This window comes from Neobacillus ginsengisoli, assembly GCF_030813055.1.
Window position 1 is genome coordinate 189,387 of the sequence record NZ_JAUSTW010000002.1, and the last position, 23,886, is coordinate 213,272.

Consider the following 23,886-nt stretch of genomic DNA (forward strand, 5'->3'; position numbering starts at 1 on the left):
TTTGTGTATATTAAGTGTATAGGTTTTTTCGACTTACTGGAGGTGCTGGTTTATGTTACTAACGGTTATTGGCTTTTGGGGTGGATATCCAAAGGTAAATGGGGCGAGTTCGGGATATTTACTTGAACAGGAAGGTTTTCAATTATTAATTGACTGTGGCAGCGGAGTGCTAGCAAAGCTTCAAAATATCCTTCAACCGGAAGAGCTTGATGCTGTGTTGATTTCCCATTATCATCCTGATCACATAGCAGATATTGGTGTCTTGCAGCATGCTAGATTAATTCAAGGATTTTTAGGAAAGGAACTGGCAACACTGCCTTTGTACGGCCATCATTTTGATCAAAAGGAATTTTCTAAGCTTACCTATAAAAAGATTACAAAGGGAATATCTTATGATCCTAATGAGATTCTTACCGTTGGGCCTTTCCAGGTTTCATTCCTCAAAACAGATCATCCTGTTCCGTGTTACGCGATGAGAATAGAGACGGGTGGTAAAGTAGTTGTTTATACTGCTGATAGCTCTTTTAAAGAAGAATTTATAGATTTTAGTAAAGAAGCAGATGTCTTATTGTGTGAATGTAATTTCTATGGTCATCAGAATGGAAAATCAGCAGGGCATATGACGAGTACAGAAGCCGGGATACTGGCGAAAGAGGCAATGGTTAAACAATTAATTCTTACACATCTGCCTCATTACGGAAATATAAGTGATTTAGTTAACGAAGCATCAGGGGAGTTTGCCGGTATAATTAAGCTTGCAGATGAATTTCTATCTATTTCACTATAAGAAGGGAAAACAAAAATGTTATTTATCGATAATAAAGGTATTACAGACCCGCGGATTAACCTTGCTATTGAAGAATATGCATTAAAAAATCTTGAAATAAATGAAACGTATTTATTATTTTACATAAATGAACCATCAATTATTATTGGGAAAAACCAAAATACAATTGAAGAAATAAATACAGATTATGTTGAAAGCAATGGTATTCAGGTTGTGCGCAGATTGTCAGGCGGAGGGGCAGTCTACCATGACCTTGGGAACCTAAATTTCAGTTTTATTACTAAAGATGATGGCGACAGCTTTCATAATTTCCGGAAATTTACCGAGCCGGTAGTCGCCGCTCTTCAAAAATTAGGGGTAAATGCCGAACTAAGCGGGAGAAATGATCTTTTAGCAGAAGGGAAAAAAATTTCCGGAAATGCTCAATTCTCAACAAAGGGCAGAATGTTTAGCCACGGAACGCTATTATACAATTCAGAAATGGAAAATGTCGTATCAGCTTTAAAAGTAAAAAAGGATAAAATTGAATCGAAGGGCATAAAATCGATTCGCAGCCGTGTGGCGAACATTTCCGATTTTCTAAAAAGTAAAATGGAAATAGAAGAGTTCCGTTTCCTTCTCTTAAAAAATATTTTTGATGGGCAAGAAGAAATTCCCGAGTATGTTTTGTCCGAGGAAGATTGGAAAAAGATTCTTCAGCTTTCAAAGGAGAGGTATCAAAACTGGGACTGGAACTATGGCAAATCTCCTAAATTTAATCTTCAGCATTCACACCGGTTCCCTGTCGGTTCGATTGATGTCCGTTTAGAAGTAAACAAAGGAAATATTGAAAATTGTAAAATATACGGTGACTTTTTTGGTGTTGGCGATGTAGGCGAAATTGAGGCCAGGCTAAAGGGCTGCCGCTATGAAAAAAATGAAATCGAAAAAGCTCTATATGATATTGATACAACCCATTATTTTGGAAATGTTTCGAAAGAAGAATTTATAAACTTACTTTATTAATCTATACTAGAGGGTGACTCAAAGGGTAATGGTCTGACCAAAGCTTTTTGGTTTACTCTCTTTTTTCTGAAATTTTAGATATTATGCTTGAATACTTAAATTGCTAGCAATATAATATATTTAGAAAATTATTACGATTTTGTGAATGAACATTCATTCATTAAAGGGAGGGAATCAGATGAATCTTTCATCACAGCTTCACGAAACAGCAAAAGCCCGGGCTAATAAACCTGCCTATTACTTTATGGGCGGATCAAGTTCGTATGCTGAATTGGATGGTGCAATAACCAAATTTGCATCAGGTCTTGAAAAATTAGGGGTTAGGCAAGGCGATCATATCGGGCTATTATTGGGGAATTCTCCTCATTTTATCATCAGCTTATATGGTGCATTGCGGGTAGGAGCAACTGTTATTCCAATTAATCCAATTTACACGGCAGATGAAATTGGCTACATATTGAATAATGGGGATGTTAAGGTCGTGGTAGCTCTCGATATTGCCGTTCCATTAGCAGAAAAAATGCATTCATTCCTGCCGCAAGTGGAGTATTTTGTGATTTGTGAAACCGGACAATTTGAGATGGATAGAATATCTGTGAACCCAAAAATGAAATCGTTTACAAATCTAGTTGCTTCAGGAGATTTGAGTTTCAATGGCCCGGAGCTTCAAAATGATGATGTGGCTCTTATTCTATATACCTCAGGAACCACCGGGAAGCCAAAAGGTGCAATGCTGACGCATAAGAATTTATATAGTAATGCTAAGGATGTTGGCGATTATTTAAAAATTAATGATCAAGACCGGGTAATCACCGCTCTGCCAATGTTTCATGTTTTTTGTTTGACGGTGGCCTTAAATGCACCATTGATGAACGGGGCAACAATGTTAATTGTTCCTAAATTTAGTCCGAAGGAAATTTTCGGTCTTGGAATAGAGTATAAGCCGACGGTTTTTGCCGGCGTACCAACGATGTATAATTTTCTTTTTCAATATCCTGAAGGAAAACCGGAGGATCTTCAAACCTTACGCTTGTGCATTTCAGGTGGGGCATCTATGCCTGTAGCACTCTTAAAGAATTTTGAAAAGAAATTTAATGTTGTAGTTTCAGAAGGGTACGGATTATCCGAAGCATCACCGGTTACATGTTTTAATCCGCTCGATCGTCCGCGCAAGCCGGGTTCGATAGGGACTTCGATCCTCCATGTCGAAAATAAAATTGTAAACGAGGTAGGAGTAGAGGTACCTGTTGGTGAAGTCGGTGAATTAATCGTTCGCGGTCCAAACGTGATGAAAGGTTACTATAAAATGCCTGAAGAATCCTCGGCAACAATCCGTGAAGAATGGCTTTACACAGGGGATTTAGCGAAAGTGGACGCTGATGGATATTTTTATATTGTCGATCGGAAGAAAGATTTAATTTTGGTTGGCGGCTATAATGTGTATCCGCGTGAAGTGGAAGAGGTTCTCTACAACCACCCTGACGTAATTGAAGTGGCCGTTCTGGGAGTACCCGATCCTAACCAAGGTGAAGCAGTAAAAAGTTATGTGGTAAGTAAAAACCCTGAGCTAACAGTGGAATACCTTTTTGAATACTGTAAAGAGCATCTGGCAAAATATAAAATCCCTTCATCGATTGAGTTTTTAAAAGAGCTTCCAAAAAATACTACAGGAAAAATATTAAGAAGAGCATTAAAAGAACTCGTTACAGAGCCTGTTAATAAGTAAGATTCTTTTGATAAAAGGCAGGCCGCAAAGTCTGCCTTTTTTGGAATTAGAAAAATTTTAAACAGGAGAATTTAAATGGGTCAGGTTTTATTGGAGATAAACAAATCTTGTTGTAGTCCCTGCCTCTATTTCAGTCCTTGCTCTTTACACTTATTTTTTATAAGTCGGTAAAAACCGGCTTTTTTCTTACAGATAGTTCTAAAAGCTTGGATATTAACTAAACTAAGTAAGGAGAGGGCTGTACATAAAGGAGGACAAATATCATGGTTAGAAAGATGGGGGTCTATGCGGTTTTGGCCTATGTAATATATGGGTTGTTTTTTTATTGGTATTTATTTTACTTTGCCAATACAAAACTGCCTTTTGAATTTCAAGGGACAAAGGCTGATCCTGCCACCTTTTTGAATGGAAGGGAACTCATGCTGAGTGTGGAATATTCGAAAATAAGGAATCTATTGTTTTTCTTATCAACTCCTTTTGAGTGGCTTTTCTATTTCGTCATTTTATTATTTGGCCTTTCAAAGGTGTTTAAACAATGGGCTGAAAACTCATCGAAATATAAACTGCTGCAAACCGGGATTTATATAATTTGGCTATCTTTTTTTGCCTTTTTGGCGACCTTTCCATTAAGTTATATAAGTTATTCCTTGTCAAAAACGTATCATATTTCTACACAGACCTTTCCTTCCTGGATGAAGGATGAGCTAATTGACTTTTGGATTAATTATGGAACAATGCTGATTATTGTCCCAGTCGTATACTGGCTGATGAAGAAAAGTACAAAACGCTGGTGGTTATACGCCTGGCTTCTTTCAATTCCATTTACCTTGTTTATGATGTTTTTACAACCGGTTGTTATTGACCCGTTATATAATGATTTTTATCCATTAAAGAATAAGGAGCTGGAAACAAAAATTTTAGCAATGGCTACTAAAGCACATATTCCGGCCCAGCATGTATTTGAAGTAAATATGGCTGAAAAAACTAATGCAATGAATGCATATGTAACAGGGATTGGTTCTAATGCAAGGATTGTTCTCTGGGATACTACATTAGACAGACTATCAGATAACCAAATTTTATTTATAATGTCCCATGAAATGGGCCATTATGTTGAAAAACATATTTATTTTGGGATAGCAATTTATTTGTTGCTTTCACTGTTTGGATTATATTTTGTCTATCGGATCATGAATTGGGCAATAAACCGTTTTGGGAAAGAGTTGAAAATATCAGATGCGCGAGACATCCAATCTCTTCCATTATTATTACTGATTATTTCCGTGTTAATGTTCGCATCGAGTCCGCTAACCAACCTAATTTCCCGTTATGAAGAAACAAGAGCGGATCGATATGCTATTAATATGACAAAAAACCCCGAGGCAGCCATTTCATCCTTTCAAGAACTAACCCGTTCAGGGTTAAGTCAAGTGAACCCGCCTTTGTTGGTTAAAATTTTCCGCTATGACCATCCATCAATGCTTGATCGAATTTCGATGCTGGAAGAGTATGAAATTCAACATCGAACGAAATAGGGGAATTGTAAAAAATGGGTTAAAGACGGAATTGCTGTCTTCAGCCTATTTTTATTTAGGTACCGTTAATAGGTTATATGAAAATAACAATTGTAACAAAAACAAAAAACCGTCTTTATGACGGTTTAATAAAAATTTGTTTAAGTACCAAAGCGTTTATTTACTTCCGTAAGCTTACTTGATAACAATAAAAATGCTTTTCTGTCCCGATGGTCAATGGCCAAATCAATTTTTTTTAATAACTTTTCTTTCTCAACTGTTAGTTGAATTTCGGATAGGAGCATGTCGATGTATAAATCCTGGATGAAGTTTTCTTTCCTCTGATTGCGTTTCATGGCACCAATTTTCATTAATTCCGTGTAGGATTTTTCATTCATGAAAATCACCTCTGATGCTTTTTCTTATTATATGGGTTTTTTCGGATAATATCAATTAATTTTTATAATTTTCTGAAAAAATATTATTTGACAGTAACTTGTGAATAAATTCGCAACAATCCCAAAAAAGTAAAGATAAGGAAATTTATAAATGATATGATTAACAAAAGTAAACGAATAGGAGTTGAAAAGGGTGAAGGCAAAGCAGATTGAAGAGTATGAGGTAAATTCATGTACAATGTTTTTAGAACCGGTAGAATATGGAAGTAAAATTTATACACGAATTATTGAGGTAGAGGATGAATTTTTAGCCCCATTTAAACCGCTCGATATCATTAAGAACAGCTGTAATTATTTTGGCTGCGATTACGAAAGTAGAAAAAGAGGAACAAAACTGTTAACTGGTATTAAACGTAAAATTCCGATTGTTATTGAACCAACAAATAGCCTATTCTTTTTTCCAACCACATCACCGAACCGCCAAGAATGTATTTGGATTGCACATGATTATGTTGAGAATTATCGTCGCTCTGACCGTCATCAAACATTGATCAAATTTCAAAATAATAAATCTTACTATTTTCCCGTTTCATACTGTACGATTGATGGGCAAATGGGGAAAACCTCTTCTTTTAAAACCAAGCTAATGCAAAGAATTGAAAAAAATGAGAGGAAGTTATTTTATTTGATGAACAGACAAAGGATAATGAATGCATCAGAAAATTCCCGTGTATACGACAGTAATTAATTCTTGAGTGAATAAAATAATATTGTGCATATTTTAACGGGACAGGTGTTTTTTTAGAAAATAAGACACCATTAATTCTTGAACCTTATTTCGAATCCGTGGATTAAAATAATTATGGTTTTCTTCATAACCTTTATAGATAAACATATACATCGTAAAGGCATCGTCCCGTTTAATTTCAGTAACTTGAAGCTTATTCTTTTTCATATACTGTTTTACCTCAGCCAATTCCTTTTGTATATCCTTCATCGTCTCCTCAATTAGTTCGGAATAAGGCTTTTTTAATTTAAAGAGACTGCTTTCGACTATGGATAAATCCCGGTTTAAGATGATTAATACCATTGGCAAATAGATTGCCTTTTCCATAATATTTCGCTCTTCCTCTGGAATTCTTGTCATATCTCACCGGTTCCTTTCTTATTTATGCGAACGTTTGTTCTTTTATCATACAAAAAATTAACCGAAAAGGCAATATCTCTTCTTATTTAAGCTAACATATAACAAGCGAATATCATAAAAAAACGCAATGCAGATAGCTTGCGTTTTTTTGTATCTATAAAATGAATGCGAAAGTTTTTGATAGAAGGATATTTCATAGGGGAAAATGAATTATAAAGAAACAATGCTCTAAAAAATTCACATATGGATGTAGATATAAAAAACTACCTGGTGGGTGATACAAGAATGAGATCTGAAAAACATCATGTAAATAACAAAAGAAGATGGGTATCAGTGTTACTTGTTTTCCTCGTACTTATTGGTGCAGCTGCTGGTTATACATATTATCAATATAATCAAGGGATTAACCAATCAATAAAGAAGATTAATAAAACAAAGCAGCAAACCAATAAGGTAGTGTACACTTTTGAAGGTAAAAAGGATCAATACGGAGACACAAATATTCTTTTGCTCGGAAGTGATGCCCGGGGGAATGAAAAATCACGGGCAGATACGATCATGATTGCTCACTATAATGAAACGAGAGGAACATATAAATTAACTTCTATAATGAGGGATATCTATATCAACATCCCGGGACATGGAAAGCATAAAGTCAATTCTGCTTTTGCATATGGTGGCCCGGAATTAATGAGACAAACCATTAAAGAAAACTTTGATATTGACCTTCAATATTATGCAATTGTGGATTTTCAGGGATTTGTTCAATTAATTGATGAAGCATTTCCAAAAGGTGTAGAAATTAATGTGGAGAAAAAAATGTCGGAGTATATAGGTGTGACATTGGAACCGGGTCTGCAAAGATTAGATGGAGAACATTTACTTGGTTATGTCCGTTTCCGCCATGATGCAATTGGCGATTTCGGCCGTGTAAAACGGCAGCAGGAAGCATTAAAAGCGGTTGGCAACCAGCTTAAAAGCATAGAAACAATCCCTAAACTTCCGAAATTAATTGGCGTTATTACTCCGTTTATTAATACAAACATGGATACTACCGATATGTTATTTATGGCTAAGGACTTCTTTTCAAAAAATAGAGGAAATGTAGAGACACTAAGGATTCCTATCGACAACAGTTTTACGGATCAGCGAATTAAAGGGGAAGGAGCGGTTCTGGATATCAATCTTGAGAAGAATAAGGAAGCTTTCCTTCAATTTATTAGTAAGTGATCGCATTTAGACTTAATGAATGGACCCGATATAGAAATAAGGATACTTTGTTTTTTGGCAAAAGAATTGAAGTAAGATTGAATAGAAGCATAGAAAATGACGATAATGAGGACATAGATAGAAGATAAATGCGGGAAAAATGGAGGAGATTCTATGAAGATTGAATGGAAAAGAGAAGGAATAGAATGGGCTAAGGCATTTGCTATTGGAATCATTATTTTTACGTTTATTCGTACATTTTTCTTTTCTAATTATGTGGTTGAAGGTGAATCGATGATGCCTACTCTTCAGGACGGAAACAAGCTGGTTGTCAATAAGCTGGGTTATCAGGTTGGAGAATTAAAACGATTTGATGTTATTGTCTTCCACGCGAATGAGAAAGAGGATTTCGTTAAACGCATTATTGGATTGCCCGGAGATAAAATCGAATATCGGAATGATCATTTGTATATAAATGGACATAAATATGAGGAGCCTTTTTTAGATGTATATAAGAAAAAAACACCTGGCGTCAAGTTAACCGGAGACTTTAATTTAAAGGAAATCACTGGTGAAAATACAGTGCCGGAAGGAAAACTATTTGTGCTTGGCGATAACCGCTTAGGGAGCTGGGATAGTCGGCACTTTGGCTTTATTTCTACCAACCAAGTTGTAGGAAAAGTCGATTTACGGTACTGGCCATTGAATGAAGTCAATGTTCATTTTTAAAAAAATATACCTGTAAAGAGCACATAGCCAGTGCTCTTTTTTTGCGCTAAATCTATAGGAATTACCATTTTTGGAGCTAATCTGTTTAGGGGAATCCAAACGTTTGTGCTCTTTTTATGGTAAAATGAGAGATAAAGAGTCTACAAATGGAGTAAAAGAAAAAAGGGGGGGCATGCATGTCATTAAGAATGGTTACCGGACGCTCAGGCAGTGGCAAAACGACGATGTGTATGAATGAAATACGAAATCGTCTCTTAGAAAACCCTGAGGGGAAGCCGATTATTTATATTGTTCCGGAACAGATGACGTTTTTATCTGAATATCGGTTATCAACTGATCTGAAGATTGGCGGTATGATACGGGCACAAGTTTATAGTTTTTCCCGGTTGGCATGGAGAATTCTCCAAGAAACAGGCGGGATAAGCCGCATACATTTAAGCAGTGTCGGGATCAGTATGTTAATCCGCAAAATCATTGATGAACAAAAAGAAAATTTACATTTATTTCAACGTTCTGCCAATAAGAATGGCTTTGTTCAGCAGTTAGAACAAATGATTACTGAATTCAAACGCTATTGCATCAAGCCGGAAGTGCTTAACATGGGACAATCCTCCTCTAAAGCATTAAAGGATAAGTTACATGATTTAGAAATAATATATAAACAATTTGAAGAGGAGGTCTTTGGAAAATATATTGATTCCGAGGACTATTTTCATCTTCTCTCAGAAAAAATATCGTCCTCAACATACTTAAGGGAAGCAGAAATCTATATAGATGGTTTCTATAGTTTTACGCCGCAGGAGTATCATGTTATAACGGAATTATTGAAGCATTGTAAAGCAGTAACCATTGCTATGACAACCGATCAAATGAATTTTGACACAGTTCCTGATGAGCTCGATTTGTTCCGCCTGTCAGGCGAGTCATGTTATACACTATTTGAGATAGCCAAAGCGGAAGGCATAGAAGTGGAGCAGACCATATTGTTAACAGAGCAACAAAAATGGACACACCCTTCATTATCTCACTTAGAGGAAAAATTTGATGCCCGCCCGGCTGAGCGCTTTTCCGGACAAACAGCGATTAATATTTGTCAGGCGGTTAATCGCAGAGCAGAAATAGAAGGAATCGCCCGGGAACTTCGTCATTTGGTTCGAACAAAGGGTTACCGCTACCGTGATATTGCCCTCTTAATCCGAAATGGTGCTGCCTATCATGATCTTGTTGAACCGGTTTTTAATGATTATCAGATTCCTTATTTTATCGATCAGAAAAGGACAATGCTTAATCACCCATTAATAGAATTGATTCGTTCAAGCCTTGAGGTGATTAATTCCTATTGGCGTTATGAACCTGTTTTCCGCGTTATTAAAACAGAGCTTTTATATCCGCTACAGGAAAATCCTGCAGGAATGCGAGAGAAGCTGGATAAGCTTGAAAATTATTGTTTACAGTACGGAATCCAAGGGAGCAAATGGACAGGCAAAAATCGGTGGAGCTATCGACGTATCAGAGGATTAGAATTGGAAGTAAGTACGCAAACCGATGCGGAAAAAGAGATGGAGCAGCAATTAAATGAACTTAGGCTTATGGTCACAGCACCGTTATTAAGATTATCAAGACGTTTAAAAAAAGCAGATAGCGGCAGGAAGTTTTGTGAAGCAATCTATTTATTATTAGAGGAATTGGATATTCCTTCGAAGCTGGAGAAATGGAAAACGGCAGCTGAAGAGAAAGGCAATCTTGTTAGGATGCGAGAGCATGAACAGGTGTGGAATGCGGTTATTGATCTTCTTGATCAATACGTTGAAGTTCTTGGGGACGAGCCGATCTCTTTAAAGGCCTTTGCTGCCATTATAGAAGCAGGATTTGATTCATTACATTTTTCGCTAATCCCGCCTGCACTCGATCAGGTGTTAATTGGTGATCTGGAAAAATCACGATTATTGGATATCAAGGTCTGCTTCGTGGTCGGGGTAAATGAAGGGGTAATGCCTGCAAAAATCTCTGATGAAGGAATTCTGGCAGATGAAGACAGGGAACAGCTTTTAGCAGCAGGAATCAAGGTAGCACCGAGCAGCAGGACACGCATGATGGACGAAAATTTCCTTGCCTATAAAGCCTTGACAACACCGTCAGATATCCTTTTTGTCAGCTATCCGCTCGCAAATGAAGAAGGAAAGGCACTAATACCATCTTCATATATTAAAAGATTAAAAGAGCTGTTTCCGGATGCTTATGAGCATTTATATGTTACAGACCCATCAGAGTTATCAGAAGAGGACCAGTTGAATTTCGTTTCTAATGGAAGGGTGACGATCTCGTACTTAACGGCCCAACTCCAATTGAACCAGCGGAATTATCCGATTTCTAACCTTTGGTGGGATGTTTATAACTATTATCTTGGGAGCCAGTGGAGGGAACAAGCCAAAAAAGTGCTCTCGAGTCTTTTTTATACGAACAAGGCCGTAAAGCTTTCCCGTGAAGTTTCGGATGAACTGTACGGTGAATTAATCCAAGCGAGTGTTTCCAGAATGGAGTTATATAATGGCTGTGCCTTTTCCCATTTTGCCGGGCATGGTTTGAAGCTGCGGGAACGGCAAATTTTCCGCTTGGAAGCCCCGGACATTGGAGAGCTGTTCCATGCAGCCTTGAAGCAAATATCAGATATGGTGAATGAACAAAATATCACGTGGGCAGGTTTAACAAAAAAACAATGTGAAGAGCTTTCGCGGGAAGCGGTCAAAACATTAGCTCCAAAGCTGCAAAATGAAATCCTGCTAAGTTCGGAACGGCATCATTATATTAAACGAAAACTGGAGCAAATCATAACCAGGGCATCTCTCGTACTAAGTGAGCATGCTAAAGTAAGCGGATTTTCACCGATTGGCTTAGAAATAGGATTCGGGTCAAAAGGAAAGCTGCAGCCGCTCAATTTTTCATTGAAAAACGGAAAGAAAATGGAATTAGCGGGGCGAATCGACCGGGTCGATCAGGCAAAGGGTGAAAATGACAATGTCTTTTTACGGGTCATTGATTACAAATCCAGTGAAAAGGATGTTAATTTAGGTGAGGTCTATTATGGTATTGCTCTGCAGATGTTAACTTATCTCGACATTGTCATGACAAATTCAAAAGAATTAGTTGAGCTAAATGCTTCCCCTGCAGGTGTGCTTTATTTTCATGTTCATAATCCAATGATAAGTTCAACAAAATTGCTAACGATGGATGAAATCGAAAAAGAAATAATGAAAAAATTCAAAATGAATGGGTTAATGCTAAGCGATCAAAATGTCATCCGGCTCATGGATCAATCGCTTGATTCAGGTGATTCACAAATAATTTCAGCAGGCATTAATAAAGACGGGAATTTATCAAAACGTTCAAAAGTTGCCAGTATCAATGAATTTGAAGACCTTAGACAGTATGTACGGAATTTGTATAAAAAAACGGGGAACGCCATTATAGACGGAGATGTAGACATTGCTCCCTATAAGTTGAAAAATAAAACACCTTGTACATACTGTGCATATAAATCAGTATGTCAATTTGATGAATCGATTGAAAGTAATCATTACCGAAATTTCCCATCGCAATCGAATGAGCAAATACTTGAATTAATCCGAAAGGAGCTCGCCGAAAATGAGTAATTTTGTGATTCCGCCAAAACCAAAAGATGTTACATGGACAGATGACCAATGGAAAGCAATTGTGGCGAAAAATAAAGATATCCTTGTTGCGGCGGCAGCAGGTTCCGGGAAAACAGCTGTCCTCGTTGAAAGAATCATTCAAAAAATCCTTTCGGCGGAAGATCCAATCGATGTTGACGAATTATTAGTAGTGACGTTCACGAATGCATCGGCAGCAGAAATGCGACATCGAATTGGTGAGGCTTTAGAAAAAGCGATTGATCAAGACCCCGGATCACGCCATTTAAGAAAACAACTAAGCCTGTTAAATAAAGCATCCATTTCAACACTTCACTCTTTTTGTATGGAGGTCATTCGCAAGTATTATTATTTAATCGATGTTGATCCCGGGTTTCGAATTGCCGATACAACAGAGGCACAATTAATCAGAGATGAAGTAATGGATGAGTTGTTCGAAGAGGAATACGGAAAAAAAGACAATGAAGCATTTTTTAAGCTAGTGGATTCCTTTACAAGCGACCGAAGCGATTCAGCCCTTCAGGATATTGTCCGTTCAATCTATGATTTTGCAAGCTCGAATCCATTACCCGAGCACTATTTGCAATCTATCGTATCAATGTATGAAGTTGGTCCAAATACTAAGCTTGAGGATCTTCCGTTTATTCAAGCTCTTTCATTTGATATTGAACTACAATTGGAAGCCGCTAAGGAAATGATTAAGCGAGGATTAGAAATTACAAAGCTGCCGGGCGGTCCTGCTCCAAGAGCGGAAAACTTTTTAGAGGATATAAATGTTATTGATTCTCTCATTTTTGCCCAAAAGGACTCATGGACAACACTTTATCAGGCGATGCAAACCTGGTCTTTCTCACGGGCAAAACAGGTAAAAGGGGATCAGTATGATAAAAATCTTACTGAAAAAGCCCAGAAACTGCGTGATAAAGCTAAGGATAAGATAAAAGGAATTAAAGATGAACTTTTTTTAAGAAAGCCCGAAAGCTTTATAGGTGATATGGAAGAAATGCGGCCGTTGATTGAAACCCTTGTTCAACTAGTCAAAGATTTTTCGGACAGGTTTGAAAAAGCGAAAAGGGAAAAAGGGCTCGTCGACTATGCTGATTTGGAGCATTACTGCCTTGGAATATTGACAACGGGGGTCAATTCATCCGGAGAATTTCTTCCATCGGAAGCAGCGTTATCATACCGAAGTCATTTTAAAGAGGTATTTGTGGATGAGTATCAGGATACGAATATGGTACAAGAAACCATCCTAAAGCTTGTCGCAAAAGAAGATGAAATAAACGGCAACCTGTTCATGGTTGGCGATGTGAAGCAGTCGATCTATCGTTTCCGTTTGGCTGAGCCCAATTTATTTTTAGGAAAGTATAATCGCTTCAAGTTGGATGGTGAACTGTCAGGGCTAAGAATCGACCTGGCTCGAAATTTCCGCAGTCGTAAAGAAGTACTTGATGCGACTAATTATTTGTTCAAACAAATCATGGGTGTTAAGGTCGGGGAAATAGCGTATGATGAAGCGGCAGAATTGCGAGCCGGTGCCGCATACCCTGAGGATGAGCCATATCCTGTTGAGCTATTGCTAATCGATCAAAATAACGATAATCCAAAAACAGCTCAGGAAACTGAATCAGAGACTGCAACAAATTCAGATGAGTTTGATCCGGTTGATTTAGAGAATGCCCAACTCGAAGCGAGGGTAATGGCGGCAAAAATAAAGGAATTGGTTGCAGAAAAAACGCATGTATACAATTCAAAAACGAAGTCGAACAGGCCGTTAATATACCGGGATGTGGTTATTTTACTTCGGTCGATGACTTGGGCACCGCAAATCATGGAGGAATTTAAACAACAGGGGATACCTATTTATGCCAATTTATCAACTGGCTATTTTGAAGCGACTGAGGTAGCGATTATGATGTCGCTATTGCGAGTAATCGATAACCCATTTCAGGATATTCCGTTAGCTTCTGTACTACGTTCACCGATCGTCGGACTTAATGAGGAAGAACTGTCAAAAATCCGCATCCATCAAAAGCGGGGATCCTTTTGGGATGCTGTTACTGCTTTTTGTCGCAGTAAGACGGCTGCAAGCACAGAAGCTTTTTATGAAAAAGTACGTCGTTTTTATGACTCCCTAAAAGATTGGAGAATAATGGCACGACAAGGTTCCTTATCTGAACTAATTTGGGAACTATACCGGGAAACAAAGTTTTATGATTTTGTTGGCGGTTTGCCGGGAGGAAAGCAACGTCAAGCCAATTTAAGAGCATTATACGATCGGGCACGGCAATATGAACAAACATCTTTTCGGGGCTTATTCCGGTTTTTACGCTTTATTGAGAGAATGACCGAAAGAGGCGATGATCTTGGAGCGGCCCGTGCACTCGGTGAACAAGAGGACGTTGTGCGGATTATGACAATCCACAGTAGTAAGGGGCTCGAATTTCCTGTCGTATTTATAGCCGGGTTAGCAAAATCCTTTAACATGACTGATATTCGCGGCTCATTTATGCTTGATAAAGAATTCGGATTTGCTGCAAAATATGTCAATGCCGAAAAAAGAATAGCCTATCCATCCTTACCGCAGCTTGCCTTTAAGCGGAAAAAGAAGATGGAAATGCTTTCAGAGGAAATGCGGGTACTTTATGTAGCCTTAACTCGGGCAAAAGAAAAACTATACCTAATTGGAACAATAAATAATGCCGATAAAACACTAGACCTGTGGAATGAAGTTACCTCCAATTCAGACTGGCTGTTAAAAGATTATGAACGGGCTTCTGCTGTTAGCTTTCTAGATTGGATCGGGCCTGCGATAATCCGTCATCAGGATTGCAGTGTATTGAGGAGAACTGAAATCACTGAGATTCCTGATGAAATATCAGTTCATCCTTCATCATGGAAAATTACCATAATGGATGCTGAATCTATAAAAAAACAAGCAAATGAACAACAAACGGAAGAGGACCACTTTATTGAAAAGGTAAAGAAGGCTGACAAAGTACCAATTGAATCCACATATAAGGATGAAATTAATGCACGCCTTTCATGGGAATATTCCTTTCCGGATGCCGCGTCCTATCGATCCAAACAATCTGTTTCAGAATTAAAACGCCAGCGTGAAATGTCCGATGAACAAAGTGGTACTGACCTCATTCGGAAGTTTAAGAAGTCGATTCTAAAACGCCCTAAGTTTATGCAGGAGAAGTCTTTAAGCCCTGCTGAACGGGGTACCGCTATGCATATGGTGATGCAGCATGTGGATTTGATAAATCCGGTAACTGTAGAAGCGATTGAGGCTCAGTTGCAAGGGATGGTTAACAATGAACTATTAACCCCTGAGCAAGCGGCAGTCATTGATCCAAAAATGATCGTTCAATTCTTTAGGACCGAGCTAGGGAAAAGATATACTAAAGCAAATATAATCAACAGAGAAATTCCATTTACCCTCTCCATGCCGGCAAATGAAGTCTATCCGTCATGGAAGGATGAAGATGAACCAATATTTATCCAAGGGGTTATCGACTGCGTTTTTGAAGATGAAAACGGGCTTGTCTTAATTGATTATAAGTCAGATGGAATAACAGACCGCTTTAAAGGCGGCTTTGAACAGGCAAAGTCAATCTTGGAAGACCGTTACAGGATGCAAATTGATTTATATACAAAAGCCATCGAAAAAATATGGAAAAGAAAAGTGGATGAAAGGTATTTATTTTTCTTTGATGGAGCCCATATATTAAAGCTTGAAAAATAGAAATGCTGAAGCGGTCTTGCCAGGCTTGGCACTGAAGCTAGGCAGAATAAAAAAAATGACATAGACCATTATTGATGGCTATGTCATTTTTTAATTATTTGCTACAATCGGCTGGTCAATCAGATTTGTATCTAGTACATTCGTCCCACTTATACCGTTATTTGCAACAATAATTCCTCCAGTATTAAATCCTCCTGACCCAGAAAAAGTTTTGGCGCTGGTCTTTGGAGAAATATAAACGGTATCGCCGAATTGCACAATTCCTCCGGCCACGGTAATGATTTGTACTGGGCCAATAATCGCTGGCATAACAAACATCCTTTTCCATAAACTAATTGCCTAGTTAGCTTTAAGGTAACATATGCTATTTTCCCTGTCCTTGTTCTTCCTCTTCATGAGGAAGAAGCTGCCGTATATGTTTAATCCTCGTCTCCATTGAAACGTGTTGACTGTTTCCGACATGTAAAATTGATGCCGAAGACATCCCGATAATCCCAATATTATTAACTTTAATAATTGGATTCAAATTTCGGGGAGTATATGCTAAAGATTCAGTGATTGGCTGAAAAGGAATAGGTTCAGTAAATACTGGATAGACTGAAAAATTACCCTCGTTTCCATATTCGATTTCAACCTCCCTTTGAACAGCAATGGCCCGAGATAATCCATTTATGATACAAGAATCCCCAAGTTGTACTGTGGATGCAAAAGATACGATTTTTACGCGTATATCGTCCACGCAAGAAGTACGCTGAAACATGATTAGGTCCCTTCCGATACTAAGGGAACAAATGGGCCAATGATTAACGATTCCGCTGGTGTATCAAAAGTGGACGCTAGCTGAATGGAGTGAGTATCACCCACCATAACTAACGAGGAGCTGGCTACCCCGATGATTTTAATATTGTCCACTATGAGTTCTCTGTTATAGACTTCAAAATTCACTCTTGTTTCATTCCCTTCACATTATCAGGCAAATTATTTAAAAATACAAATACTCCATTTTGTATTTCTTGCGTTAATTGTTCAATGATCGTTTCGTCATCGGTAACCGTATTTTTCCCTGAACGGTCTTGAATGGGGGTAGATTTTAAATGATATTCAATCCTGCTAGGAAGCTGTTTTATAATATCTTGTTTAATAAAAGATAAATAAGATTCATTTGGTTGAATATTTAGTTTAGTTTGGGTATCTTCAATTATTTGTGGTAATTCAGTTTCTAAATACCTGTACATCGTTTCTTCAATTTTCATTGATCGCTGCATTTGTGACTTCGGAGATAATGGGGTGTTTAATGATTGATTCTGTACCGCGAAGTCTTCAATTCCAGATAGGTCGGAAGGATTTAAACCAATGTTTAATGTCCCTTCAAGCGTTTCCACCTTCAATTGATCAAATTTATATTCAATCGTATCGACATGTATGGCTGGCTTTTCTTTCATTTGTTTTAGTTCGTCCCTTATTTTTTGTATGGTCGTTTCCAATGTAACGATTCTCTGCTCCTGTGCTTGAATATGCAATTGCAACCATTGAAGATATTGAGAATAATCCTGATACATTCAATCACCTCACCGTTTGGAATCTCTTTACAGTCCATATCTTTTAACTTTTTGTAGCCCCTAATTTTCCTCCACTGCGGACTGCAGCTTGTAATGGAACTGATGGTGCCAATAATGCAGAGGGCTGACCTACAACTGCTTTTTTTGCTGAGGGAGCAGGTTGTGTAAATCCGCCTGTATTATATAAATATGCAGCAGGTTTGATTATCCCGGCACTGCCAATTTGCAAAACAGAGGAATTGGTAATCCCGCCAATTTTAATAAAGTTAATTTGAATGGACTGCTGTATATAAAAATTCATTTACTAAACCACCCATTCATCAAGCATTAAGAATATTTGCAGAATCAATAATATCCGGATCCGATGTGTTGGTTGAACTTACATCATTTCGGACATTTAAACTTTCACCCGTGTTAAAGGAACCAGCCCCGGAAAAAGTCTTCGCAGTTGAGAATGGCATGATTTTGTATACGTCACCAATATGGAAAATAGAACTGCTCCCAAGAGTTATGACTTGTGCAACTCCAACAATTGCCGGCATAATCAACCACCCTTTTTTCATTTTATCTCTTACATAGTATGTATAGGCGAACCTAATGTGATTAAAATGCCCAAATAAAATATAAGAAGGAAGGTTTGCATTTGTTTTAAGGAGCAATAGAGTTTATTTGAAGAAAAATAAGAATAGTGGTTAAAAATACCTATTAAATTACACTTAAATGATAAAATAGCAGGATATTCGATACAACTGAATCGTTTTATGATAGGAATAAGAGATTAGTAAGTTTAACAGGTACTAAAATCTCGATAAAGGCAAAACTGATGAAAATCAGCGACGCAAAGCTACAGGGGCTAAGGTGTGGTTACACTATGCCAGCCAGTTACCGAAAGATTAGGGTGTGTCATCATTGAGGTATAATGTCTTTGTCAAAACCCCCCTTTCGGTAAAGGAGGGGTTATTTTTATTATGAACCAGGCTAATAAAAAATTTCCCCCTTTTTCAAAGTAGTGAAGTAAGAATAAACAGAAAGGGGGATTTGGGGATGAAATTAATATGCCAATCCCAAGAAAAAAGTATACTAATTAATAGGGATTGGAACAATGTCCTGTCAGAATTTGGCCCGATTTGCCCGCTTTTTTTTGACAAGGATGTTTCGGAAATAATGGTTAATGGTCCAACCCAAGTTTATTGTGAAAGAAAAGGAAAAATAATGTTATCACCCATACATTTTCGGGACAATGACCACGTTATGAGTGTAATCGGAAAAATTGTCTCACGACTCGGAAAAACGATTAACGATCAATATCCTATTTTAGTTACGCGACTTCCTGATGGGTCCCGTTTTAATGCACTTTTCCCACCATTAGCATTAAACAGTCCTACAATTACTATAAGAAAATTTTCAAAAGAGCCTTTTCATATAGAAAATTTAATCAGCTTAGGAACAGTCACCGAGGAAGCGGCTATTTTTCTTAATGCCTGTGTAAAGGCAAGGCTAAATATTATCGTTAGCGGCGGGTCAGGTGCGGGTAAAACAACCCTTCTCAATGTATTATCGAATTTTATACCTGAAGATGAAAAAATTGTAACGATTGAGGATACAGCTGAAATTCAATTGAGGCAGGAACATGTCGTCTCATTACTGTCTTGTCCGCAAAACATTGATGGAAAAGGAACTATTCCCATTAGGAATCTTATAAAGAACTCTTTAAGAATGAAACCTGATCGGATAATTATTGGTGAAGTACGGGGAGAAGAAGCATTAGATATGCTAAAGGCAATGAAGGCAGGACCTGATGGCTCCCTTGTAACTGGTAACTCAAACAGTCCTAATGATATGATTACCCGCCTTGAAACAATGGTGCTTTTAGCTGGAGGGGATTTTCCGGTAAAAGCTATTCGGGAACAAATTTTAGGAACGATTGATGTCATTATTCATCTGTCCCGATTGAAAGACGGATCACGAAAAATAGTCAGTATTACAGAAGTACAAAGAATAGATGGCGAAGTTATCGTCCTTAAAGATATCTTTACCTTTAAACAAGAAGGACTTAGCACAGAAGGGAAAATCATTGGACGTCTTACGCCAACCGGAGTTCGTCCGATATTTATTGAGCGGTTGAAGGTCACTGAAATTCATTTTCCATCATCCGAAATTTAATATGGAATGACAGGGTGAATATACAATAAATCCTTATTCCGTGTGATATAAATCACAAAACACCTTCCCTTTTAACTTTATAATTAATAACAATAAAGGAATATTAAAAGAAGGTGAAGAAAATGGAGTACAAATTCAGGTCTCTTTATACAGAAATAGGTGGACAGGAAACAATCGATAAGCTTGTAAATGCTTTTTATCCGCGAGTATATGCAGATAAGGAATTGCGTCCGTTGTTTGAGGGTGACATGGAAGAGATTAAAAGAAAGCAGCGCATGTTTTTACCGCAATTTTTAGGAGGGCCTGCTCTATATAGCCGGGAATTTGGACCGCCTGCAATGAGAGAGAGACATCTTCCCTTTGAAGTAACACCGAAAAGAGCACAGTGCTGGCTTCGTTGCATGAAAGAAGCGTTTCATGAAATTGGTTTGAATGAAAACCCTGCAGGTCAGGCTTTTTATGATCGTTTGACACAGGTAGCAGGGATTATGGTAAATAGTCCGGATCGTGAATAACTAATTTTTTAATGAATCCTCTTGCATCAAGGTGCAAGGGGATTTGCATTTTAATTTTGAAAAAGTTATTACTTATCCGAGTTTATACCAATTTTGGACACGTTATTATTTCATTTTTATAAGAAGCCTATGATATGATAGTTTTGGCATTTGAATTACAAGGAGGCAACTAAATGATTCACGCACATGTAACGGCATGGTTTCTGGCATTAATTTTATTTGTAATCGCGCTTTTCTTACATAAAAGCGGTAAAGCAAAAGGGTTTAAAATAATCCAGATGATTTTAAGAGTATTATACCTAATCATTATTGCGACAGGTATTGGGTTACTTATGCAAGTTTACCACATTGACTGGAAGTATATTTTAAAGGCCGTCGGCGGGCTTTGGGTAATCGGATTATTCGAAATGATTCTTTCGCGTGTTGCCAAAAATAGAAGAACCTCTGTTTTTTGGGTGCAATTTGTCGTCGCATTTTTACTTGTTTTGTATCTAGGATTTGCTGTATTGCCAATGTCAATTCTTCATCCATAGAATTTTCTTCATAAAAAAAGCTGACGGTCTCGTCAGCCCAGATTGTCGAGAAAGAGTATATTTCTCGGCAATTTTTTAATAATGGATTGGCCCTGCTAACTGACCTGTTGATTTCCGCTCCGGGCACTCGCTTTCCGCGGGGAGGTCCGGGAGCCTCCTCGACTCTTTGGAGCCTGCGTGGTCTCCCGTGACCTCTCTATCCCGCAGGAGTCGAGTGCCCTCCGCTCCAATCAACAGGGTGGCAAATCAACCTAGAGAATTGCAACACACTTTTTCTAACCTGGCTAAGTGTGTCGCAATCTTTTTTATATTTTGGCAGGCTGCTGTAAGGAGAGCCTGTTCACTTGCATTCTTTAATCCCCGTAACCGTCCCCGGCACGCCCGCGGAAAGCGAAGCGCCTAGAGCGCAAATCAACAGACATGTTGCATTAACAATATTATAACAAATTAACGCGGTGAATTGTTAAAGTGACATAAAAAAAATAAAGGCTGTCGAAGGTTTTTCGACAGCCTGAGCTGACGGTTTCGTCAGCCTTTTTTTATGAAATCATTTTTTCAATTACCAGCCTCTTTCCCGTGTTTAAAGTGAATTCAAAACGGTCATTTACCTTCTCGTAATAGCAAAAATGATGTTGGACATTACAAATTACTTCCTGATTGTCAAATACCATAAAATTTACCCCATCTTTTCGATGTTCATCTGATAAAAAAGATAAATGGTTATAACAATAGATGCAATCATAAATGGAAAAATTTAATGAATTCAACGTTGTGACAAATTGGAAAAATGCATCATCATTTACTCCATCTAATAATCTTTCAAGAGAATAAATTAAATGCTTTTTGACCCTGACCAAATCATGGTCGCGAAGCATGGTGGACTCTTTTCCGATGCGGATTTCACCGGTTTCCAAAAATACTCCTTTTTTCCAACGATTCATCCGGAATATCTCGATTTCTTGCTGAAAGAAATCATCTAACATAGTCGCTTCTTCCGTTTCCTCGTCAAAAAATATCCATTGATCATTAATTTGTTCAACAGTACCTTCGTTATAGGCCCTTTGTTGATTGTCGTAAAGTTTTCTTCGTTGCTGTCGATTCATCATAAAACCTCCGTGCCAGATGCTTTCATTCTTCTTTGTAGACATCTTCCTGTAAATTTATAACTTGTTTCTCTTTATTTAGGACAATTAACCATTTAAATTGGGCTGAATACTATAAAAGCATGAAATTAAAAAAGAGATATATTGTTAAAAGAGAGGAGCTTGTATGTGTGCGGAATTTCGGGATGGATAGATTTTAGTAAGGATGTAGAAAATGCAAGGGATACTCTCGCTAAAATGGCTAATACCCTGGCCAAAAGAGGTCCTGACGAAACGAACATCTGGACAGATAAACATGTTGGTTTTGGCCATAAAAGACTGATCGTTGTCGACCCTGAGGGGGGCAGGCAGCCCATGTCCAAACATAAGGAAGGCAATGTATATGCCATTTGTTATAATGGTGAATTATATAATACAGAAGATATCCGTAAAATCCTCCTTACTAAAGGATATTCCTTTAATGGCCATTCTGATACAGAAGTCCTGTTAACTGCCTATATAGAATGGGCGGAAGAATGTGTAAATCATTTGAATGGTATTTATGCATTTGCAATTTGGGATAGCGGTCGGGAGCAAATGTTCATTGGGCGTGATCGTTTAGGTGTTAAACCGTTATTTTTTACTGAACATCATAAAGGAATTATTTTCGCATCGGAAATTAAGGCAATTTTAGCCAATCCTGAAATGAAAACCGAGATTGATTCTGAGGGTCTTGCTGAAATATTTGGCTTAGGGCCATCAAGATCACCGGGTACAGGTATTTTTAAAGGTATAAAAGAACTAAGACCGGCCCATTGCCTTATCTTTTCGAAAAATGGTCTAAAAACTTGGCGTTATTGGAATGTAAAGAGCGATGAGCATAAGGACACTGTTGATGAAACGGCTGAAAAGGTACGTTTTTTAGTGACAGATGCTGTTACGAGACAGCTGGTTTCAGATGTTCCGCTTTGTACGTTCTTATCCGGCGGTCTTGATTCAAGCATTATAACGGCTATTGCGGCAAAAGGATTTTTGGATCAGGGAAAAGGGCAGCTTCATACTTATTCTATTGATTATGAGGGAAATGATCAGTATTTTAAGGCCAATGAATTTCAGCCAAATGCTGATGGTATCTATATTGATATGGTCACTAAAAAGTTTGATACGAAGCACCATAACAAGATCATAAGTCAGCAGCAATTAGCACATGATTTAATTGAGGCCGTCCAAGTTCGAGATTGCCCGGGAATGGCTGATATCGACTCATCATTACTGTGGTTTTGTAAGGAAATTAAAAAGGATTTTGTTGTCAGCCTTTCAGGAGAATGCGCGGACGAGATTTTCGGCGGATATCCATGGTTTCATCGTAAAGACGACTTGGAGCGGCTGGGATTCCCATGGATGCGTTCGGTTACTGAGCGGCAATTTTTATTGAAGCCTCACTGGCGCAATAAATTAAAGTTGAATGAGTATGTAGTTGAAAGGTATAGACAGGCGATTGCTGAAACTCCGAAGTTAGATGGAGAGAGTTTAGAAGAGTCTAAACGGAGAGAACTATTCTATATCAATATGATTTCCTTTATGACCACATTGCTCGATCGAAAGGATCGTATGAGCATGGGTGCCAGCCTTGAGGTCAGGGTACCATTTGCAGATCACAGACTTGTAGAATATGTATGGAATATCCCATGGGATGTAAAAATGTATCGCGGGAGAGAAAAAGGCCTCCTCCGAAAAGCTTTTGAGGGGATCCTGCCCGAGGATGTGCTGTACCGTAAGAAAAGTCCCTATCCAAAAACACATAATCCGGAATATACAATGGCAGTGCAAAAGCTATTGAAAGAAATTTTAACCGATAAGTCCTCTGCATTATATGAATTTTTTGATCAGGATTATTTACAGAATATCGTCGAATCCGGAGGGAATGCATTTAAAGAGCCTTGGTTTGGTCAGCTTATGACAGGACCTCAGCTATTAGCATACTTTGTGCAATTACACGTATGGTTTAAAGATTATAATATTAATATAGTAAATTAACAGAAAAAATACAGTTATTTCAATATTAAATTTGGATTACACAGATAATTAGATTAAAATGAG

22 protein-coding genes and 1 riboswitch are annotated in these 23,886 nt (G+C 37.9%); of the genes, 13 read left to right on the plus strand and 9 right to left on the minus strand.

What is annotated here, in order from left to right:
• Nucleotides 1-52 precede the first annotated feature (52 nt).
• The 4 genes from J2S10_RS06345 (at nucleotide 53) to J2S10_RS06360 (ending at nucleotide 5,053) form a co-directional block, all read left to right on the plus strand.
• Entirely contained in the window at nucleotides 53-787 is a 735-nt protein-coding gene (locus J2S10_RS06345; protein ID WP_307405549.1) for an MBL fold metallo-hydrolase, read from the plus strand.
• Between the two features lie 15 nt (nucleotides 788-802).
• Nucleotides 803-1,792 (plus strand): lipoate--protein ligase, encoded by a 990-nt coding sequence (locus J2S10_RS06350; RefSeq protein WP_307405551.1) that lies wholly within the window; start codon nucleotides 803-805, stop codon nucleotides 1,790-1,792.
• Between the two features lie 178 nt (nucleotides 1,793-1,970).
• Nucleotides 1,971-3,518, plus strand: a complete 1,548-nt coding sequence (locus J2S10_RS06355) for a fatty acid--CoA ligase family protein (RefSeq protein WP_307405553.1) — start codon at nucleotides 1,971-1,973, stop codon at nucleotides 3,516-3,518.
• A gap of 263 nt (nucleotides 3,519-3,781) precedes the next feature.
• Entirely contained in the window at nucleotides 3,782-5,053 is a 1,272-nt protein-coding gene (locus J2S10_RS06360) for a M48 family metallopeptidase (RefSeq protein WP_307405555.1), read from the plus strand.
• Between the two features lie 140 nt (nucleotides 5,054-5,193).
• Here the strand turns inward: J2S10_RS06360 and J2S10_RS06365 are convergent, their stop codons facing one another.
• Nucleotides 5,194-5,430: an IDEAL domain-containing protein gene (locus J2S10_RS06365; protein WP_307405557.1), complete on the minus strand. Its 237-nt coding sequence runs from the start codon at nucleotides 5,428-5,430 to the stop codon at nucleotides 5,194-5,196.
• Between the two features lie 193 nt (nucleotides 5,431-5,623).
• Here J2S10_RS06365 and J2S10_RS06370 point away from each other — a divergent pair, with 193 nt between their 5' ends.
• On the plus strand, nucleotides 5,624-6,178 hold the full coding sequence (locus J2S10_RS06370) for a competence protein ComK (protein ID WP_307405559.1): 555 nt from the start codon (nucleotides 5,624-5,626) through the stop codon (nucleotides 6,176-6,178).
• Nucleotides 6,179-6,211: 33 nt separating this feature from the next.
• On the opposite strand, the gene J2S10_RS06375 is transcribed toward J2S10_RS06370, so the two are convergent.
• Nucleotides 6,212-6,577: a hypothetical protein gene (locus tag J2S10_RS06375; protein WP_307405561.1), complete on the minus strand. Its 366-nt coding sequence runs from the start codon at nucleotides 6,575-6,577 to the stop codon at nucleotides 6,212-6,214.
• A 285-nt stretch (nucleotides 6,578-6,862) separates the two neighbouring features.
• Between J2S10_RS06375 and J2S10_RS06380 the strand changes: the two genes are divergently transcribed.
• From J2S10_RS06380 to addA, 4 genes are all read left to right on the plus strand, one after another.
• Complete coding sequence (locus J2S10_RS06380; RefSeq protein ID WP_307405564.1) at nucleotides 6,863-7,807, plus strand: LCP family protein; 945 nt, start codon at nucleotides 6,863-6,865, stop codon at nucleotides 7,805-7,807.
• A gap of 153 nt (nucleotides 7,808-7,960) precedes the next feature.
• Entirely contained in the window at nucleotides 7,961-8,515 is a 555-nt protein-coding gene (lepB, locus tag J2S10_RS06385) for a signal peptidase I (protein ID WP_307405570.1), read from the plus strand.
• Nucleotides 8,516-8,691: 176 nt separating this feature from the next.
• Complete coding sequence (gene addB, locus J2S10_RS06390) at nucleotides 8,692-12,165, plus strand: helicase-exonuclease AddAB subunit AddB (protein WP_307405572.1); 3,474 nt, start codon at nucleotides 8,692-8,694, stop codon at nucleotides 12,163-12,165.
• Entirely contained in the window at nucleotides 12,158-15,934 is a 3,777-nt protein-coding gene (gene addA / locus J2S10_RS06395) for a helicase-exonuclease AddAB subunit AddA (RefSeq protein ID WP_307405575.1), read from the plus strand. The genes addB and addA overlap by 8 nt, the downstream gene beginning before the upstream one ends.
• Before the next feature lie 90 nt (nucleotides 15,935-16,024).
• Here the strand turns inward: addA and J2S10_RS06400 are convergent, their stop codons facing one another.
• Genes J2S10_RS06400 through J2S10_RS06425 form a run of 6 tightly spaced genes read right to left on the minus strand, consistent with a single transcriptional unit; the run spans nucleotide 16,025 to nucleotide 18,035 of the window.
• Nucleotides 16,025-16,243, minus strand: a complete 219-nt coding sequence (locus tag J2S10_RS06400; RefSeq protein WP_307405577.1) for a spore germination protein — start codon at nucleotides 16,241-16,243, stop codon at nucleotides 16,025-16,027.
• A gap of 55 nt (nucleotides 16,244-16,298) precedes the next feature.
• On the minus strand, nucleotides 16,299-16,694 hold the full coding sequence (locus J2S10_RS06405) for a spore germination protein GerPE (RefSeq protein ID WP_307405578.1): 396 nt from the start codon (nucleotides 16,692-16,694) through the stop codon (nucleotides 16,299-16,301).
• 2 nt (nucleotides 16,695-16,696) lie between these two features.
• Nucleotides 16,697-16,879, minus strand: coding sequence for a spore gernimation protein GerPD (locus J2S10_RS06410; protein ID WP_307405585.1), 183 nt, complete (start codon nucleotides 16,877-16,879; stop codon nucleotides 16,697-16,699).
• The gene (gerPC, locus tag J2S10_RS06415; RefSeq protein ID WP_307405587.1) at nucleotides 16,876-17,493 is read right to left on the minus strand and encodes a spore germination protein GerPC; all 618 of its coding nucleotides are present in this window, start codon (nucleotides 17,491-17,493) and stop codon (nucleotides 16,876-16,878) included. Before gerPC ends, J2S10_RS06410 begins: the two co-directional genes overlap by 4 nt.
• 43 nt (nucleotides 17,494-17,536) lie before the next feature.
• Complete coding sequence (locus tag J2S10_RS06420) at nucleotides 17,537-17,794, minus strand: spore germination protein GerPB (RefSeq protein WP_307405589.1); 258 nt, start codon at nucleotides 17,792-17,794, stop codon at nucleotides 17,537-17,539.
• 19 nt (nucleotides 17,795-17,813) lie between these two features.
• The gene (locus J2S10_RS06425) at nucleotides 17,814-18,035 is read right to left on the minus strand and encodes a spore germination protein (protein ID WP_307405591.1); all 222 of its coding nucleotides are present in this window, start codon (nucleotides 18,033-18,035) and stop codon (nucleotides 17,814-17,816) included.
• 261 nt (nucleotides 18,036-18,296) lie between these two features.
• A riboswitch (cyclic di-GMP riboswitch) is annotated at nucleotides 18,297-18,383 on the plus strand.
• Between the two features lie 154 nt (nucleotides 18,384-18,537).
• Here J2S10_RS06425 and J2S10_RS06430 point away from each other — a divergent pair.
• The 3 genes from J2S10_RS06430 (at nucleotide 18,538) to J2S10_RS06440 (ending at nucleotide 20,704) form a co-directional block, all read left to right on the plus strand.
• On the plus strand, nucleotides 18,538-19,656 hold the full coding sequence (locus tag J2S10_RS06430) for a CpaF family protein (RefSeq protein WP_307405593.1): 1,119 nt from the start codon (nucleotides 18,538-18,540) through the stop codon (nucleotides 19,654-19,656).
• Nucleotides 19,657-19,778: 122 nt separating this feature from the next.
• A complete protein-coding gene (locus J2S10_RS06435; RefSeq protein WP_307405595.1) occupies nucleotides 19,779-20,171 on the plus strand; it encodes a globin domain-containing protein in 393 nt (130 codons plus the stop codon).
• A gap of 173 nt (nucleotides 20,172-20,344) precedes the next feature.
• Nucleotides 20,345-20,704 (plus strand): YisL family protein, encoded by a 360-nt coding sequence (locus J2S10_RS06440; protein WP_307405597.1) that lies wholly within the window; start codon nucleotides 20,345-20,347, stop codon nucleotides 20,702-20,704.
• A 539-nt stretch (nucleotides 20,705-21,243) separates the two neighbouring features.
• On the opposite strand, the gene J2S10_RS06445 is transcribed toward J2S10_RS06440, so the two are convergent.
• Nucleotides 21,244-21,807 carry a DUF2777 domain-containing protein gene (locus J2S10_RS06445; protein ID WP_307405599.1) on the minus strand — a complete coding sequence of 188 codons (564 nt, stop codon included), beginning with the start codon at nucleotides 21,805-21,807 and terminating at the stop codon, nucleotides 21,244-21,246.
• A gap of 168 nt (nucleotides 21,808-21,975) precedes the next feature.
• Between J2S10_RS06445 and asnB the strand changes: the two genes are divergently transcribed.
• Nucleotides 21,976-23,823, plus strand: coding sequence for an asparagine synthase (glutamine-hydrolyzing) (asnB, locus tag J2S10_RS06450; RefSeq protein ID WP_307405601.1), 1,848 nt, complete (start codon nucleotides 21,976-21,978; stop codon nucleotides 23,821-23,823).
• Nucleotides 23,824-23,886: the final 63 nt, after the last annotated feature.

What these genes read in the sequence shown, in the direction of transcription:
- J2S10_RS06420 (WP_307405589.1), bottom strand. Translation starts at nt 17,794, where the DNA reads ATGAATTTTTATATACAGCAGTCCATTCAAATTAACTTTATTAAAATT.
- J2S10_RS06435 (WP_307405595.1), top strand. Translation starts at nt 19,779, where the DNA reads ATGGAGTACAAATTCAGGTCTCTTTATACAGAAATAGGTGGACAGGAA.
- J2S10_RS06360 (WP_307405555.1), top strand. Translation starts at nt 3,782, where the DNA reads ATGGTTAGAAAGATGGGGGTCTATGCGGTTTTGGCCTATGTAATATAT.
- J2S10_RS06375 (WP_307405561.1), bottom strand. Translation starts at nt 6,577, where the DNA reads ATGACAAGAATTCCAGAGGAAGAGCGAAATATTATGGAAAAGGCAATC.
- J2S10_RS06430 (WP_307405593.1), top strand. Translation starts at nt 18,538, where the DNA reads ATGAAATTAATATGCCAATCCCAAGAAAAAAGTATACTAATTAATAGG.
- J2S10_RS06440 (WP_307405597.1), top strand. Translation starts at nt 20,345, where the DNA reads ATGATTCACGCACATGTAACGGCATGGTTTCTGGCATTAATTTTATTT.
- J2S10_RS06365 (WP_307405557.1), bottom strand. Translation starts at nt 5,430, where the DNA reads ATGAATGAAAAATCCTACACGGAATTAATGAAAATTGGTGCCATGAAA.
- lepB (WP_307405570.1), top strand. Translation starts at nt 7,961, where the DNA reads ATGAAGATTGAATGGAAAAGAGAAGGAATAGAATGGGCTAAGGCATTT.
- J2S10_RS06350 (WP_307405551.1), top strand. Translation starts at nt 803, where the DNA reads ATGTTATTTATCGATAATAAAGGTATTACAGACCCGCGGATTAACCTT.
- addB (WP_307405572.1), top strand. Translation starts at nt 8,692, where the DNA reads ATGTCATTAAGAATGGTTACCGGACGCTCAGGCAGTGGCAAAACGACG.
- J2S10_RS06355 (WP_307405553.1), top strand. Translation starts at nt 1,971, where the DNA reads ATGAATCTTTCATCACAGCTTCACGAAACAGCAAAAGCCCGGGCTAAT.
- gerPC (WP_307405587.1), bottom strand. Translation starts at nt 17,493, where the DNA reads ATGTATCAGGATTATTCTCAATATCTTCAATGGTTGCAATTGCATATT.
- J2S10_RS06400 (WP_307405577.1), bottom strand. Translation starts at nt 16,243, where the DNA reads ATGCCAGCGATTATTGGCCCAGTACAAATCATTACCGTGGCCGGAGGA.
- J2S10_RS06405 (WP_307405578.1), bottom strand. Translation starts at nt 16,694, where the DNA reads ATGTTTCAGCGTACTTCTTGCGTGGACGATATACGCGTAAAAATCGTA.
- J2S10_RS06380 (WP_307405564.1), top strand. Translation starts at nt 6,863, where the DNA reads ATGAGATCTGAAAAACATCATGTAAATAACAAAAGAAGATGGGTATCA.
- J2S10_RS06425 (WP_307405591.1), bottom strand. Translation starts at nt 18,035, where the DNA reads ATGCCGGCAATTGTTGGAGTTGCACAAGTCATAACTCTTGGGAGCAGT.
- addA (WP_307405575.1), top strand. Translation starts at nt 12,158, where the DNA reads ATGAGTAATTTTGTGATTCCGCCAAAACCAAAAGATGTTACATGGACA.
- J2S10_RS06445 (WP_307405599.1), bottom strand. Translation starts at nt 21,807, where the DNA reads ATGAATCGACAGCAACGAAGAAAACTTTACGACAATCAACAAAGGGCC.
- J2S10_RS06345 (WP_307405549.1), top strand. Translation starts at nt 53, where the DNA reads ATGTTACTAACGGTTATTGGCTTTTGGGGTGGATATCCAAAGGTAAAT.